The following is a 14,412-nucleotide window of genomic DNA, read 5'->3' as shown; positions in this document are numbered from 1 at the left end:
CGTATGGGCGCAGAATCAGACCATGGATCTGCCGGTGATGCCCCCTGTGCTGCCGATGCTCGCCAAGTCCGTGGCGGCGATCCCGGCGGGCATGCAGTACGAGGCGAAGTGGGACGGGTTCCGGGCGATCGTCTTCCGCGACGGGGACGAGGTCGAGCTCGGCAGCCGTACCGGCAAGCCGTTGACCAGGTATTTTCCCGAGCTGGTGACGGCCGTGCGGGAGCGGTTGCCGGGGCGCTCGGTGGTGGACGGGGAGATCGTGATCGCACGGGAGGGGCGACTGGACTTCGACGCGCTGACGGAGCGGATCCACCCGGCGGACTCGCGGGTGCGGATGCTGGCCGAGCGGACACCGGCCTCGTTCGTCGCCTTCGACCTGCTGGCGCTGGGGGACGAATCGCTGATGGACGTCCCGCTGACCGGTCGGCGGGAGCTGCTGACCAGGGAGCTGTCGGAGGTGACGGCGCCGGTGCACCTGGCTCCGGCGACCACCGACATCGAGGTGGCGCGCAGCTGGTTCGAGCAGTACGAGGGGGCGGGTCTGGACGGGGTCATCGCCAAGCCGCTGACCGTGCGCTACCGACCGGACGAGCGCGCCATGTTCAAGATCAAGCACGAGCGGACGGCGGACGTGGTCGTCGCCGGGTACCGCCTGCACAAGAGCGGCCCCGTGGTGGGGTCGCTGCTGCTCGGCCTGTATGACGACCGGGGCACCCTCCAGCACGTGGGCGTTTCCGCCGCGTTCCCGATGAAACGGCGCGCCGAGCTGGTGGCGGAGCTGGAGCCGCTGCGCATGGACGACGTCCAGGGGCATCCGTGGGCGGCCTGGTCCGACGAGGCCGCGCACGAGAAGGCGCGGCTGCCCGGGGCGCCGAGCCGCTGGTCGGGCCGCAAGGACCTGTCGTGGGTGCCACTGAGGCCGGAGCGGGTGGCCGAGGTGGCGTACGACCACATGGAGAACGGGCAGCGCTTCCGGCACACCGCCCGTTTCCGCCGCTGGCGCCCGGACCGGACTGCGGAGAGCTGCACGTACGCGCAGCTTCAGGAGCCGGTCCGCTACGACCTGGCGGAGATCTTCGGGCCCTGAAGACTCAGGGGCTGCTCGACGACTCAGAGGCCGCTGAGGGACTCAGGGCTGCATCAGCACCTTGACCGCGCCGTCCTGCTTGCGCTGGAACATCTCGTACGCGTGCGGGGCCTGAGACAGCGGCACCCGGTGGGTGGCGAAGTCCTCGACGCCGAGCGGGTCCTCGTCGGTCAGGTACGGGATGATGTCGTCGGTCCAGCGGCGGACGTTGGCCTGGCCCATCCGCATCTGGATCTGCTTGTCGAACAGGGTGAGCATCGGCAGCGGGTCGGCCATGCCGCCGTACACGCCGGACAGCGAGATGGTGCCGCCGCGCCGGACCAGGTCGATGGCGGTGTAGAGGGCGGCGAGGCGGTCGACGCTGAAGCGTTCGGCGAGCGGGCCGCCCAGCTTGCGGGGCAGCATCGCCGAGGCCTGCTGGGCGAGCTTGGCCGCCGCGCTGCCGTGGGCCTCGGTGCCGACCGCGTCGATCACGGCGTCGGGACCGCGGCCGTCGGTCTCGTCGCGGATCGCGGCGACGAGTTCCTTCTCGTTGTCGAAGGACCTGAGGTCGTACGTCTCCACACCGCGCGAGCGCGCCCGGTCCAGCCGCTCCGGGACCAGGTCCACGCCGAACACCCGCCCGGCGCCCTTGACCTGGGCGACGCGGCAGGCCATGTCGCCGATGGGCCCGAGGCCGAGCACGGCGATGCTGCCGCCCTGCGGGACGTCGGCGTAGGCGACCGCCTGCCAGGCGGTGGGCAGGACGTCGGAGAGGTAGACGAAACGGTCGTCGGGCGGGCCTTCCGGCACCTTGATCGGGCCGTACTGCGCCTGCGGGACGCGCAGGTACTCGGCCTGGGCGCCCGGTACCGCGCCGTACAGACGGGTGTAGCCGAACAGGGCGGCGCCCATACCCTCGCTGTGCACCTGGGTGGTCTCGCACTGGGTGGGCAGGCCGGTGAGGCACATCCAGCAGTTGCCGCAGGCGATCTGGAACGGCACCACGACCCGGTCCCCGGCCTGGAGGTCGGGGACGCCGGCGCCGACCTCCTCGACGATGCCGATGGGTTCGTGGCCGAGGATGTCGCCGGGGGTCATGAACGGCGTGAGCACTTCGTACAGGTGCAGGTCGGATCCGCAGAGCCCGGTGGAGGTGACGCGGATGACCGCGTCCGTCGGCTCTTGGATCTCCGGATCGGGCACGTTCTCCACCCGGACGTCACGCTTGCCCTGCCAGGTCACTGCCCTCATCGCCTCGCGCTCCCTCCGTCAGCTTGCGCGTCGGTGGTCCGGCGAGGGCCGGGTACCCGGGCGTCCCGCGCTGAACCTTGAGCCGATCGGCGTGAGCCGATCGGCGGACGAAGCAGGGACCCTCCATCAAAAACGATCTGGTATGGCCATCGGTATACATATAAGCGCACAATCGAGACACGTCGATGACATGAGGCCGGTGGCGACGGTGGGCAGGCAACGAGGGACGCGCGGACGGCACGCCGCGACGACAGCGGCGCTGCTGGCCGCCACGGTGACGGCCGCCCTGACGGCGGGCTGCACCGGCGGGGGCGGTCCCGGCGACGACGGACGGAGGTCCGCCAGGGAGTCGGAGCAGGGGACATCACCGTCGGCGACCGGCGCCTCCGTGCTCGCCGTCAAGCTCGACAACGCCGCCGCGGCCCGGCCGCACACGGGCGTCGACGCCGCGGACGTGGTGTACGCGGAGCAGGTCGAGGGCGGGCTGAGCCGGCTGATGGCGGTGTACGCGACGCAGTTGCCGAAGACGGTCGGTCCGGTACGCAGCGCGCGCGAGTCGGATCTGGAGCTGCTGCGCCAGTTCGACCGGCCCACGCTCGCCTTCTCCGGCGCGCAGAAGAAGCTCCTGCCGCTGATCGACAGAGCCCCGCTGCGGGCGGAGACGCCGGGCAGCGCCCCCGACGCCTACTCCCGCGGCTCCGGCAAGCCCGCCCCGCACAACCTCTATCTGCGGCCCGAGCGGCTCATACCCGAAGCACCCGGACAGGCCGCCCTGACCACCGGCTTCCGCTACGGCACCGCCCCGTCCGGCGGCACGGCGACGACTTCGCAGACGGTGCGCTACCCGGCGGCCCGTTTCACCTTCACCTGGTCGGACTCCCGGGACCGCTGGCTGGTCGGCATGGACGGCGCACCCGCCACGACGGCCGACGGGAAGCGGATGGCGGCCGCCACGGTCGTCGTGCAGTACGTGAAGGTGCGCGAGTCCGCCTTCCGCGACTTCCTCGGCAACAACACGCCGTACACCGAGACGGTGGGCTCCGGGAAGGCCACGGTGCTGCGCGACGGGCGGGCCCACGCCGTGAACTGGAAGCGCGCGGACGCCACGGACGGCACGGCGTTCACCACCGGCGACGGCACACCGGTGAATTTCGCGAAGGGCCAGGTGTGGGTGGTGTACGCCAAGGCGTCCTGACCTGCGGGCCACACCCGTCAGCGGGGCGCCACCAGGGACTCCCCCGGGTTGCGCAGCCCCTCGGCCGCGTCCGCGACACGCCGGATGAGGTCGATGAAGACCGTCCGCTCCTCGGCGGTCAGCGGGGCGAGGAACACCTGGTTCATCCGGGCGGTGCGCACGGTCAGCTTGCGGTGGGTGCGCACACCCTCATCCGTGAGCCGCAGCAGGAAACGGCGGCCGTCCTCCGGGTCGCGGACCTTGTCCAGGAGTCCGCGCCGGCTGAGCCGGCTGATCACCTCGGCGATGGTCGACCGGTCGAGCCCCACCCGCTCCCCCACCGTGCGCTGGTCCAGGCCCGGCTCGGCGACGAGCGTGTTGAGGACCGCGTACTGGGGCGAGGTGATCTCCTCGGAGACCATCGCGTTCCACAGCAGATAGTGCGCCTGCTGGAGCCGCCGGGCCAGGTGCCCGGGGTGGGTGGTGAGGTCCGCCGCCGCCATGTGCACCCCTTGCTCGTTTTCGTCGGTGCACTGAACAATACCCGGCCGCTCCTGGACTGTCTGCCGTCCGCACAAGGGTTCAGGCGCGAGTATTCCGAGCTCTTGACGCCCCGCTGTCCCGGTGGCAGCGTGAGGGGAGCTTCGCAGAAATACTCAGTGCCCTGACTAAATCAGGTCGGGACGCTCGGAAGAGATGGGGCTTCTCGGATGGACAAGGTGGTCGCCACAGCCCTGGAGGCGGTGGCCGACGTCCCGGACGGCGCGTCGCTCGCGGTGGGCGGTTTCGGGCTGAGCGGTGTGCCGAACGTGCTCATCGGGGCGCTGTACGAGCGCGGGGTGGCCGAGTTGTCGGTGGTCTCCAACAACTGCGGGGCGATGGAGTCGGGCCTGGCGGTCCTGCTGGCCGCCGGCCGGATCGCCCGGGTGACGGGCTCCTACATCGGCGCCAACAAGGAGTTCGCCCGGCAGTACCTGGCCGGTGAGCTGGAGGTCGAGCTGATCCCGCAGGGCACGCTGGCCGAGCGGCTGCGGGCCGGCGGCGCCGGGATCCCCGCCTTCTACACCCCGGCCGGGGTGGGCACGCAGGTCGCCGAGGGCGGGCTCCCGTGGCGCTACGACGGCTCCGGGGGTGTCGCGGTGGCCTCGCCGGCGAAGGAGGTCCGGGAGTTCGACGGGACGGAGTACGTGCTGGAGCGGGGCATCCGGACCGACTTCGCCCTGGTCCGGGCCGCGAAGGGCGACCGGCACGGCAACCTGGTCTTCAGCAAGTCCGCCCGGAACTTCAACCCGCTGGCCGCGATGGCCGGGCGGGTCACGATCGCCGAGGTGGAGGAGCTGGTGGAGCCCGGCCAGATCGACCCGGACGCGGTGCATCTGCCGGGGATCTTCGTGCAGCGGGTGCTCGCGCTCACCCCTGAGCAGGCGGCGGACAAGAAGATCGAGCAGCGGACGGTGAGGTCCTGATGGCCTGGAGTCGCGAGGAGATGGCCGCCCGGGCGGCGCTGGAGCTGCGGGACGGCCAGTACGTCAATCTCGGTATCGGCCTGCCCACGCTCATCCCCAACTACCTCCCCGAGGGCGTCGAGGTCGTCCTCGAATCGGAGAACGGCATCCTGGGCACGGGCCCCTACCCCACCGAGGACGCCGTCGACCCGGACCTGATCAACGCCGGGAAGGAGACCGTGACGGTCCTGCCGGGCGCGTCCTTCTTCGACTCGGCGCTGTCGTTCTCGATGATCCGGGGCGGGCACATCGACGTGGCCGTGCTCGGCGCCATGCAGGTGTCCGAGCGGGGGGACCTGGCCAACTGGGCGATCCCCGGCAAGCTGATCACCGGGATCGGCGGGGCGATGGACCTGGTGCACGGCGCCCGTACGGTCATCGTCGTCATGACGCACACCGCCAAGGACGGCTCCCCGAAGATCCTCACCGAGTGCGCCCTGCCGCTGACCGGCAAGGGGTGCGTGAACCGGATCATCACCGACCTCGGCGTCCTCGACGTCACCGACGACGGGCTCGTCCTGGTCGAGACCGCGCCGGGCGTGACCGCCGCCGAGATCGTCGCCAAGACGGATGCCGCAGTGACCGTGCCGGAGGGCGTGAAGTGAAGGACGTCTACATCGTCGACGCGGTCCGCACGCCGATCGGCCGCTACAACGGCGCACTGGCCGGCGTGCGCCCGGACGACCTGGCCGCGCACGCCGTCCGCGAACTCCTCGCCCGAACGCCGCGGTTGGACCCGGCGCGGATCGAGGACGTGTACTTCGGCAACGCCAACGGCGCCGGCGAGGAGAACCGCAACGTCGGCCGGATGGCCGCCCTGCTCGCGGGCCTGCCCACCTCCGTACCGGGCGTGACCGTCAACCGGCTGTGCGCGTCCGGCCTGGAGGCCGTCATCCAGGCGGCCCGCGCCATCGCCGTCGGCGACGCCTCGATCGCGCTGGCCGGCGGGGTCGAATCGATGACCCGGGCGCCGTACGTCCTGCCGAAGAACGACAAGCCCTTCCCCGCCGGGCACACCGAGCTGTACTCCACGACCCTCGGCTGGCGCATGGTCAACCCGCGGATGGAGCCGCAGTGGACGATTCCGCTGGGCGAGAGCGCGGAACTCATCGCCGACAAGCACAAGATCGGCCGGGAGCAGCAGGACGAGTTCGCGCTGGCCTCCCATGAGAAGGCCGCACAGGCCCAGCGGGCCGGTGTGTTCGATGCCGAGCTGGCGCCCGTGACGATTCCGCAGCGCAAGGGCGACCCGGTCGTCTTCGCCGCCGACGAGAGTGTCCGTGCGGACGCCTCCCTGGCGGCGATGGCCAAGCTGAAGCCGTCGTTCCGTAAGGCGAGCGAAGCGAGATGGGGGTCCCCCCGGCCGGAGGCTGGGGGAGGCACGGTGACGGCGGGCAACGCGTCGCCGCTGAACGACGGTGCGGCGGCGCTGCTGCTCGTCGACGAGGAGGGGCTGAAGGCCACGGGGCGCGAGCCGCTGGCCCGGGTGTCCGCCACCGGCGTCTCCGCGACCGACCCGCACTACTTCGGGCTGGCGCCCGTGGAGGCGGTCAACCGGGCGCTGGCCAAGACCGGCAAGGGCTTCGACGACCTGTCCGTGCTGGAGCTGAACGAGGCCTTCGCCGCGCAGGTGCTGGGGTGTGTGGCCGAGTGGCCCGAGTTCGATCCCGCGCTTCTCAATCCGCAGGGTGGTGCGATCGCTCTCGGGCATCCGCTGGGTGCGTCCGGGGCTCGGCTCGCCGGCACGGTTGCCCATCAGCTGGCCCGGCGTGGCAGCGGAGTGGGTGTCGCCACGCTTTGTATCGGGGTGGGCCAAGGACTCGCCCTCGTCCTCGAACGTTGACGAAACCCGGGATCACCATGACTCTCACTCAGCACGACATCGACCAGGAGATCGCGGCCGAGCGCGCCGCGTACGAGAAGCGGCTCGCCGACGGCGGGCCCGTCGAGCACCAGCCGCGCCGCGACTACGCCCCGTACCGCTCCTCGGTGCTCCGCCACCCGAAGCAGCCGCCGGTCACGATCGACGTCAGCAAGGACCCGGAGCTGGTGGAGCTGGTCTCCCCGGCCTTCGGGGAGCGGGACATCACCGAGATCGACAACGACCTCACCCGGCAGCACGACGGCGAGCCGATCGGTGAACGCATCACCGTCTCCGGGCGGCTGCTGGACCGCGACGGCCGCCCGGTGCGCGGCCAGCTCGTGGAGATCTGGCAGGCCAACTCGGCGGGCCGCTACGCCCACCAGCGCGAGCAGCACGACGCCCCGCTGGACCCGAACTTCACCGGCGTGGGCCGCACGCTCACCGACGCCGAGGGCCGCTACCACTTCACCACCATCCAGCCGGGCCCGTACCCGTGGCGCCAGCACCTCAACGCCTGGCGGCCCGCGCACATCCATTTCTCGGTCTTCGGTACGGCGTTCACCCAGCGGCTCGTGACGCAGATGTACTTCCCGAGCGACCCGCTGTTCCCCTACGACCCGATCATCCAGTCGGTGACCGACGACGCGGCCCGGCAGCGGCTGGTCGCGACGTACGACCACGGCCTGTCGGTGCCGGAGTTCTCGATGGGCTACCACTGGGACATCGTGCTGGACGGCCCGAACGCCACCTGGATCGAAGAAGGGCGCTGAGCTGCCATGACGAAGATCGACACCAGCAGTCCGGAGAGCGTGCTGCCCACCCCGTCGCACACCGTCGGCCCGTTCTACGGCCACGCCCTGCCGTTCCGCGGCGGCGAGGACATCGCGCCCCTCGGGCACCCGGACACGGTCACCGTGCACGGATACGTCACCGACGGCGCGGGCGATCCGCTCCCCGACGCCCTGATCGAGCTGTGGGGCGCGGACCCGGACGGCAACGTGCCGACGGCCGACGGTTCGATGCGCCGCGACCCGGCGTCGGGCGGCTTCCTGGGGCGCAACGGCGTGGAGTTCACGGGCTGGGGACGGATCCAGACGGATGCGAACGGCCACTGGTACGCGCGCACGCTGCGCCCCGGTGCGCGCGGGCGGAGCGCCCCGTACATCAGCGTGTGTGTCTTCGCGCGCGGGCTTCTCGTGCACCTGTACACCCGCATCTACCTGCCGGGCGACGAGGCGGTGCTCGCCGCCGATCCGCTGCTGTCCCGGCTGGAGGGCGGGCGCCGCGACACGCTGATGGCCGTGGCGGAGGCGGGCGGCACGTACCGTTTCGACATCCGCCTTCAGGGCGAAGGCGAGACGGTCTTCCTGGAGTTCCAGTGACATCTGCCCCTGGCGACACCGGCCTGCTCGCTCCCGGGTGGGCCGGCTCGGCGGCCGCGTCCGCCACGAGCGACCACGCGTATCTGCGGGCCCTGCTCGACGCGGAGGCCGCGCTGACCCGGGCCCAGGCGGCGCTCGGGCTGGCCCCCGCCGAGGCGGCGACGGCGGTGACCGAGGCGGCCGGCGCCGGCGCCTTCGACGTCCGGTCCCTCGCCGAGCGGGCCCGCGCGGGCGGCAACCCCGTCATTCCCCTGGTCGCGGAGCTGACGAAGGCCGTCGGCGAGGAGTACGGCCCCTACGTCCACCGGGGCGCGACCAGCCAGGACATCATGGACACCGCGACGATGCTGGTCGCCGTGCGCACCCTGGACCTGGTCCTCGCCGATCTCGGCCGCACGGAACGGGCGCTGGCGCGGCTGGCCGCCGAGCACCGTGACACCGCGCTGCCGGGGCGGACGCTCACCCAGCACGCCGTACCGACGACGTTCGGGCTGAAGGCGGCCGGGTGGCGGGCGCTCGTCCTTGACGCGCGGGACCGGGCGAGGGCCGTAAAGGACTCGTTGCCCGCCCAACTCGGGGGCGCGGCGGGCACCTTGGCGGCCTTCGGGGCGTACGGGGCGACCGACCCGGTGGCGCTGCCGGCGGCCTACGCCCGTGAACTCGGCCTGAGCGCACCCGATCTGCCCTGGCACACGCTGCGGACGCCCGTCGCCGATCTCGCCGGGTGCCTCGCCTTCACGGCGGGCGCGCTCGGCAAGCTCGCCGTGGACGTCCTCACCCTGTCGCGCACCGAGATCGCCGAGGTCGCGGAGAGCAGCGGCGGGAGTTCGTCCGCCATGCCGCACAAGTCCAATCCCGTACGGTCCACCCTCATCGCCTCCGCCGCGCGGCGGGCACCGCAGCTCGCGGCCACCCTGTACGGGTCGATGGCGGCGGAGGACGAGCGGCCGGCCGGGGCCTGGCACGCGGAGTGGGAGCCGCTGCGCGACCTGCTGCGGCTGGCCGGCGGGGCCGCCCGGGACGCCGTCGAGCTGGCGGAGGGACTGCGGGTCAGGCCCGAGGTCATGCGCGAACACCTGGATCTCACCGACGGGTTGATCGTCTCCGAGCGGCTCTCCGCCGAGCTGGCCCCGGTGCTGGGCCGCGCCCGCGCCAAGGAACTCCTCACCCGGCTGGCCTCCGAGGGGCGCCCGCTGGACCGGGCACCGGAGCTGGCGGACGCCGACCTCGATCCCACCCACTACACCGGCTCCGCCGGAACCCTCACCGACCGTGCTCTGGAGCGACGTTGACACTCCTCGACCACCGTGCCGAAGGGCCCCCTTCCGCACCCCCGCTGCTGCTCGGGCCCTCTCTCGGCACGTCGAACGCCCTGTGGGACAAGGTGGCCCCCGAGCTGTCGATCGCCCATCGGGTGGTCCGCTGGGACCTGCCGGGACACGGCGGCTCGGCGGCCGGTCTGATCAGCGCGGGCGCGACGGTCGGTGACCTCGCCGACCTGGTGCTGGCGCTCGCCGACTCGCTCGGCATCGAGCGGTTCGCGTACGCGGGTGTGTCGCTGGGCGGGGCCGTGGGGCTGCACCTCGCGGTGCACCGGCCGGAGCGGCTGTCATCCCTCGCCGTGATCTGTTCCTCCGCGCACTTCAACGGGTCGAAGCCCTGGGAGGAGCGGGCCGCGCTGGTGCGGCGGGAAGGGCTGGCCGGGCTGGCAGAGAGTGCGGACGCGCGCTGGTTCACGTCCGGTTTCACCGTGCCGGAGCTGGTGGAGGACCACCGGCGCGCCGACCCGGAGGCGTACGCCGCCTGCTGTGACGCGCTCGCCGCGTTCGATCTGCGGGACCGGCTGCCCCAGATCGCCGTACCGACCCTGCTGGTGGCCGGACGGGACGATCCGGCGACGCCGCCCGCGCATCTGCGGGAAATCGCGGACGCCGTGCCGGGCGCGGCGCTCGTGGAGATCCCGGGCGCCTCGCACCTGGCGCCCGCGCAGTGCCCGGAAGCGGTGCTGACCGCGCTGCGCGCGCACTTCGACGGTCCTGCCGGGCGCGGTATGGAGGTGCGGCGCGAGGTGCTCGGCGACGCGCACGTCGACCGGACGCAGGCCCGGCAGACCCCGTTCACGGCGCGCTTCCAGGATTTCATCTCGCGCTACGCCTGGGGGGAGATCTGGACCGACCCGACGCTGTCGCGCCGCGAGCGCAGCATGATCACCCTCACCGCGCTGGTCGCGCACGGCCACTACGACGAACTGGCCATGCACGTCCGGGCGGCCCGCCGCAACGGGCTCACCCCGGAGGAGATCGGCGCGGTGCTGCTCCAGACGGCGGTGTACTGCGGGGTGCCGGCGGCGAACTCGGCGTTCGCGACGGCGCAGCGGGTGCTGGCGGAGGAGGACGGCGCCTCGTAGGCGGCGGAGGGTGTCCCTGCCGGTCGTAGGCTCGACGGCAGCTCGCTCCGGCCCGCCCGGCGTGCCTACGGTGGGGGCATGGCCACCATCCTGATCACCGGCGCCACCTCGGGGCTCGGCCGGTACGTCGCCTTCGAACTCGTCCGCTGCGGGCACGTCGTCCTCGTCCACGGCCGGGACGCGGGCCGCACCGAGCGACTGGCCGGGGAACTGCGCGCCGAGGGGGACGCCGAGGCGTTCGTCGCCGACCTGGCCTCACTGGCGCAGGTCCGCGAGCTGGCCGGGCGCGTCGCCGAGGCGCACCCCGGGCTCGACGTGCTGGTCAACAACGCGGGTGTGGGCTTCGGGGTGCCCGGTGCGGACCGTGAGCTGAGCGCCGACGGGCACGAGTTGCGGCTGGCGGTGAACTATCTGGCACCGGTCGTGCTGACCCGGGCCCTGGTGCCGGTGCTGCGGGCGAACGCGCCGGCGCGGATCGTCAACGTCGGCTCGGCCGGTCAGGAACCCCTCGACATCGAGGACCCCGAGTTCAGCCGTGGCTACGACGGCGTGTCGGCGTACTGCCGCAGCAAGTTCGCGCTCGCCGCGCACACCTTCGCGCTCGCCGGGGAACTGGACGGCACCGGCGTCTCGGTGAACGTGCTGCACCCGGCGACCTACATGGACACGGCGATGGTCCGCGAGGCGGACGTCACGCCGTGGAGCACGGTCGCCGACGGGGCGGCCGGTGTGCTGGACCTGGCCACCCGGGACCTGGGCAGCGGCCGGTACTTCGACGGGACGAGCCCGGCACGGGCCCATGAGGCGGCCTACGACCCCGGGGTGCGCAAGCGACTCGCCGCGGTGACCGACCAGTTGCTCGGCGTCTGAGCTACCCGGGTCCGGCACCCGCCTCCAGCGCCGCCCGTGCCCGCTTGGCCAGTCCGTCCGCGCCGCAGGAGACCGCCAGGTCCAGACCGCGGGCGAGGTCGGCCGCCGAGCGGGCGGCGATGCCGTACTCGATGCGGGCCGCCGCGTGCTCGTACTGACAGGGCGAGGACTCCAGGTAGGCGACGGCCTGGGCGGCGAGGCGGACCGCGCGCTGGCCGGCCTCCAGGGCCGCGGCGCAGCGCAGGGCCTCCCCTATGGCGGTGTCCGTGCCGAAGCGCTCGGCCTGGCGGCGGACGTCGACCGCGAGCCGGGCGGCGCGGGCCGGGTCCTCGGTGGCCAGGGCGCGGGCGAGGTCGGCCGCCCAGGGGACGAGCACCGGATTGTGGTGTCCGCGCGCGGCTGCCGCCTTCGCGGCGGCTTCCAGTTCGTTGACGCATTCCTTGGTGCGGCCGACAGCGAGCAGCAGCCGGCCGCGCACCACCCGCGGGTCCGGAAGCACTATGGTCGACGGGTAGGGCGGGGCGAAGCCGTAGCGCTCCGCGACGTCCCAGGCCTCGTCCACATGACCGCGGGCGAGCAGCGTGTCGACGAGATTGCAGGTCACGGTCCAGTACAGGGGCAGTCCGCGACCGACCCGCTCGGCGAGGGGCAGTGCCTCGCGCAGGGACTGTTCCGCGTCCTCCAGACGGCCGCGCCTGCGGTGCGCGACGCCGACGTAGGCGTGCGCCAGAGCGAGGTGTCCGCCGGTCCAGCCGGCGATCTCGTAGGTACGCACGGCCTCGTTGAAGAGGCTTTCGGCGCGGTCGACGCGGTCGGTGAAGGCGTACGCGTTGGCCAGCATCAGCAGCAGTTCGATGCCCCACTCGCTGCCGGTCCACCCGAGTCCGGGGGCCAGGCGGCCGTTGACGAGGGCGCGGTCGCACAGCTCGACGACCTCCTCGGCGTTCTCACCGTGCATCAGGGCGTCGAAGCCGCGCAGGATGAGCAGCGCACGTTCGGAGTTGTCCCGGCCGGTGCAGGTCCGCGCGAGCTCGGCCAGGCGCTCGGAGCGGCCCGGTGAGGCCACCTCACCGGCGTGGATCCCCTCCCACATGATGCGCACGGCCTCCAGCCGCATCCGGGCGGGTCCGGGTTCCAGCCGGGCCGCCTCCGACTCGACCATGCGGACGGCCTCCTCCAACTGGTCGTTGTGGACGAGTGCCTGGGACAGGCGGACGACGGCGTCCACCCGGTCGTCGCCGTCGAGGCCGGGCATGCCGAGCGCGGTCCGCAGGTGGCCGATCGTCCTGGCGGGCACGGTCAGGAGGGTGGCGCAGCCCAGTTCGTACAGGACCTGTGCGTGGACCTCGGGCCGGGGTGGTTCCTCCAGCGCGCGTTCCAGGCAGCGGCGGGCCGCGTCGGGGGCGCCGACGGCGAGGTGCTCGCGGGCGGCCTCGCGCAGCTGCCCGACGAGTTCCTCGTCGTCGTCCGGGTGGACTTCGAGGAGGTGACGGGCGGCGGCCGCGGCGCCGTGTCCCTCGTCGGTGACGATGCGGGCGGCGATGCCGTGCATGGCGGTGCGCAGGGCGTCCGGGATGGAGTTGTAGACGTCGGTGGCGATCAGCGGGTGGACGAACTCCAGCTCGGCTTCGCCGGTGCGGCCGGTCGTCGGATCGGGGGCGGTGAGAATGCGGGCGGTGCGCAGCAGTTCGGCGCAGCGGCGGGCGGCGTCGGGCTTCAGGGTGGAGAGCTTGGCGACCAGGTCGATGGAGATGCCGGTGCCGAGGATGGCGGCGGCCCAGGCGAACCTGGTGGCGTCGATGCCGAGTTCCTCCAGGCGGGCGACGAGGCCGCCGCCGCGGGCCGAGCGGTTCAGCTCGCGCAGTTCACCGGCCATGGCCTCGACCGGCTGGAGTTCGCTGTCGCGCACCTTGGCGAGGAGTTCGACGGTCTCGTAGGGGTTGCCGGCGGTGACGGCCCAGACCTCGCGGCAGAACGCTGCGTCGGCGTGCTCGCCCAGGGTGGCGCGGGTGAGTCCGGCCGTGGCGTCCGGGGTGAGGGCGCTGAGGCTCGCGACGGGGCCGTCCGCGGCGGCGGCGACGGTGTCGAGGTGCCGGGCGCTCGCGCCGGAGACCTCGCCAGGGCGACGGGTGACCACGACCAGGACGGACATCTCGTCGAGGCGCTCGGCGAGCCCCGCGAGCCAGTGCAGGGTCTCCTGGTCGGCCCAGTGGGCGTCGTCGATCAGCAGCACCAGCGGCCAGTCCCGGCGGGAGAGCCGGCGCACGGCGGCGACCAGACCGTCGCACACGCCCTGCGGGTCGGCCTGCCGGTCGCCGGGATCCGCGATGCCGAGGGCGGGCCCGGCGATGTCGTACCAGTCGCCGAGGTACTCGCGTGCCTCCTCCGGCAGCATCGACACCAGCGCCGGTTGCAGTAACTGCCGTACGACGTTGAAGGGGACCGACCTGAGGGTCTCGCCGCCGCGCGCCGACCAGACCGTGCAGCCGCGTGCCTCGGCGATGCGGCGGGTTTCGGCCAGCAGCGCGGTCTTGCCGAGTCCGGCCTCGCCGCGGAAGACCAGCAGTCCGCCGGACGAGGAGCGGTCCTCGCAGAGCCTGCCGACCGCCCGCGCGACGGCGGCGACTTCCTCGTCGCGCTCCCACAGGGAAGCCGAGGCGCCGGCCGTGGGCCGTACCTCCGTCATCCCGCTACCTCCCCAAGTCGCACGAACGACGTACAGACGTCGAGCGTAGTCCTCCGATCGCCTGAGCGGAGGACTGTCCGAGCACCAGTTGCCGTGACGGGTGACACGGGGTGCGCCCGGGCGACGCGACCGGCCCGCCACCAGCCGTCTTGGTGTCAACAGCGGTCGGCAGCATGGATGGTGACGTTCAGTCATGAGAATGGG

13 protein-coding genes are annotated in these 14,412 nt (G+C 72.7%); 10 read left to right on the top strand and 3 right to left on the bottom strand.

Annotated elements, in window-relative coordinates; genetic code table 11:
- Positions 1 to 22 precede the first annotated feature (22 nt).
- Complete coding sequence (locus tag HDA41_RS34760) at positions 23 to 1,087, top strand: ATP-dependent DNA ligase (RefSeq protein ID WP_184991075.1); 1,065 nt, start codon at positions 23 to 25, stop codon at positions 1,085 to 1,087.
- Positions 1,088 to 1,129: 42 nt separating this feature from the next.
- On the opposite strand, the gene HDA41_RS34755 is transcribed toward HDA41_RS34760, so the two are convergent.
- On the bottom strand, positions 1,130 to 2,320 hold the full coding sequence (locus tag HDA41_RS34755; protein ID WP_184991073.1) for a zinc-dependent alcohol dehydrogenase: 1,191 nt from the start codon (positions 2,318 to 2,320) through the stop codon (positions 1,130 to 1,132).
- 190 nt (positions 2,321 to 2,510) lie between these two features.
- Here HDA41_RS34755 and HDA41_RS34750 point away from each other — a divergent pair, with 190 nt between their 5' ends.
- The gene (locus HDA41_RS34750; RefSeq protein ID WP_184991071.1) at positions 2,511 to 3,515 is read left to right on the top strand and encodes a DUF3048 domain-containing protein; all 1,005 of its coding nucleotides are present in this window, start codon (positions 2,511 to 2,513) and stop codon (positions 3,513 to 3,515) included.
- A gap of 17 nt (positions 3,516 to 3,532) precedes the next feature.
- Here HDA41_RS34750 and HDA41_RS34745 read toward each other — a convergent pair whose 3' ends face one another.
- On the bottom strand, positions 3,533 to 3,997 hold the full coding sequence (locus tag HDA41_RS34745; RefSeq protein WP_184991069.1) for a MarR family winged helix-turn-helix transcriptional regulator: 465 nt from the start codon (positions 3,995 to 3,997) through the stop codon (positions 3,533 to 3,535).
- Between the two features lie 207 nt (positions 3,998 to 4,204).
- Between HDA41_RS34745 and HDA41_RS34740 the strand changes: the two genes are divergently transcribed.
- From HDA41_RS34740 to HDA41_RS34705, 8 genes are all read left to right on the top strand, one after another.
- Positions 4,205 to 4,960, top strand: coding sequence for a CoA transferase subunit A (locus HDA41_RS34740; RefSeq protein WP_184991068.1), 756 nt, complete (start codon positions 4,205 to 4,207; stop codon positions 4,958 to 4,960).
- Positions 4,960 to 5,604 carry a CoA transferase subunit B gene (locus HDA41_RS34735; protein WP_184991066.1) on the top strand — a complete coding sequence of 215 codons (645 nt, stop codon included), beginning with the start codon at positions 4,960 to 4,962 and terminating at the stop codon, positions 5,602 to 5,604. Before HDA41_RS34740 ends, HDA41_RS34735 begins: the two co-directional genes overlap by 1 nt.
- Complete coding sequence (locus HDA41_RS34730) at positions 5,601 to 6,842, top strand: thiolase family protein (protein ID WP_184991064.1); 1,242 nt, start codon at positions 5,601 to 5,603, stop codon at positions 6,840 to 6,842. Before HDA41_RS34735 ends, HDA41_RS34730 begins: the two co-directional genes overlap by 4 nt.
- 17 nt (positions 6,843 to 6,859) lie before the next feature.
- Entirely contained in the window at positions 6,860 to 7,633 is a 774-nt protein-coding gene (gene pcaH, locus HDA41_RS34725) for a protocatechuate 3,4-dioxygenase subunit beta (RefSeq protein ID WP_184991062.1), read from the top strand.
- Positions 7,634 to 7,639: 6 nt separating this feature from the next.
- The gene (gene pcaG, locus HDA41_RS34720) at positions 7,640 to 8,245 is read left to right on the top strand and encodes a protocatechuate 3,4-dioxygenase subunit alpha (protein WP_184991060.1); all 606 of its coding nucleotides are present in this window, start codon (positions 7,640 to 7,642) and stop codon (positions 8,243 to 8,245) included.
- Positions 8,242 to 9,537, top strand: coding sequence for a 3-carboxy-cis,cis-muconate cycloisomerase (gene pcaB / locus HDA41_RS34715; RefSeq protein ID WP_184991058.1), 1,296 nt, complete (start codon positions 8,242 to 8,244; stop codon positions 9,535 to 9,537). Before pcaG ends, pcaB begins: the two co-directional genes overlap by 4 nt.
- Positions 9,534 to 10,652 (top strand): bifunctional 3-oxoadipate enol-lactonase/4-carboxymuconolactone decarboxylase PcaDC, encoded by a 1,119-nt coding sequence (gene pcaDC / locus HDA41_RS34710; RefSeq protein ID WP_184991056.1) that lies wholly within the window; start codon positions 9,534 to 9,536, stop codon positions 10,650 to 10,652. The genes pcaB and pcaDC overlap by 4 nt, the downstream gene beginning before the upstream one ends.
- A gap of 78 nt (positions 10,653 to 10,730) precedes the next feature.
- A complete protein-coding gene (locus HDA41_RS34705) occupies positions 10,731 to 11,522 on the top strand; it encodes an SDR family NAD(P)-dependent oxidoreductase (RefSeq protein WP_184991054.1) in 792 nt (263 codons plus the stop codon).
- A 1-nt stretch (position 11,523) separates the two neighbouring features.
- On the opposite strand, the gene HDA41_RS34700 is transcribed toward HDA41_RS34705, so the two are convergent.
- Positions 11,524 to 14,208: an ATP-binding protein gene (locus HDA41_RS34700; RefSeq protein WP_184991052.1), complete on the bottom strand. Its 2,685-nt coding sequence runs from the start codon at positions 14,206 to 14,208 to the stop codon at positions 11,524 to 11,526.
- Between the last annotated feature and the right edge of the window lie 204 nt (positions 14,209 to 14,412).

Origin of the sequence: Streptomyces caelestis (assembly GCF_014205255.1) — a bacterium.
Lineage (GTDB): Bacteria > Actinomycetota > Actinomycetes > Streptomycetales > Streptomycetaceae > Streptomyces > Streptomyces caelestis.
This window is presented reverse-complemented; position numbering and strand designations above follow the sequence as displayed.

Coding starts and splice junctions, on each gene's coding strand:
- pcaH (WP_184991062.1), top strand. CDS start 6,860: ATGACTCTCACTCAGCACGACATCGACCAGGAGATCGCGGCCGAGCGC.
- HDA41_RS34700 (WP_184991052.1), bottom strand. CDS start 14,208: ATGACGGAGGTACGGCCCACGGCCGGCGCCTCGGCTTCCCTGTGGGAG.
- HDA41_RS34750 (WP_184991071.1), top strand. CDS start 2,511: ATGAGGCCGGTGGCGACGGTGGGCAGGCAACGAGGGACGCGCGGACGG.
- HDA41_RS34705 (WP_184991054.1), top strand. CDS start 10,731: ATGGCCACCATCCTGATCACCGGCGCCACCTCGGGGCTCGGCCGGTAC.
- HDA41_RS34755 (WP_184991073.1), bottom strand. CDS start 2,320: ATGAGGGCAGTGACCTGGCAGGGCAAGCGTGACGTCCGGGTGGAGAAC.
- pcaG (WP_184991060.1), top strand. CDS start 7,640: ATGACGAAGATCGACACCAGCAGTCCGGAGAGCGTGCTGCCCACCCCG.
- HDA41_RS34740 (WP_184991068.1), top strand. CDS start 4,205: ATGGACAAGGTGGTCGCCACAGCCCTGGAGGCGGTGGCCGACGTCCCG.
- HDA41_RS34735 (WP_184991066.1), top strand. CDS start 4,960: ATGGCCTGGAGTCGCGAGGAGATGGCCGCCCGGGCGGCGCTGGAGCTG.
- HDA41_RS34745 (WP_184991069.1), bottom strand. CDS start 3,997: ATGGCGGCGGCGGACCTCACCACCCACCCCGGGCACCTGGCCCGGCGG.
- HDA41_RS34760 (WP_184991075.1), top strand. CDS start 23: ATGGATCTGCCGGTGATGCCCCCTGTGCTGCCGATGCTCGCCAAGTCC.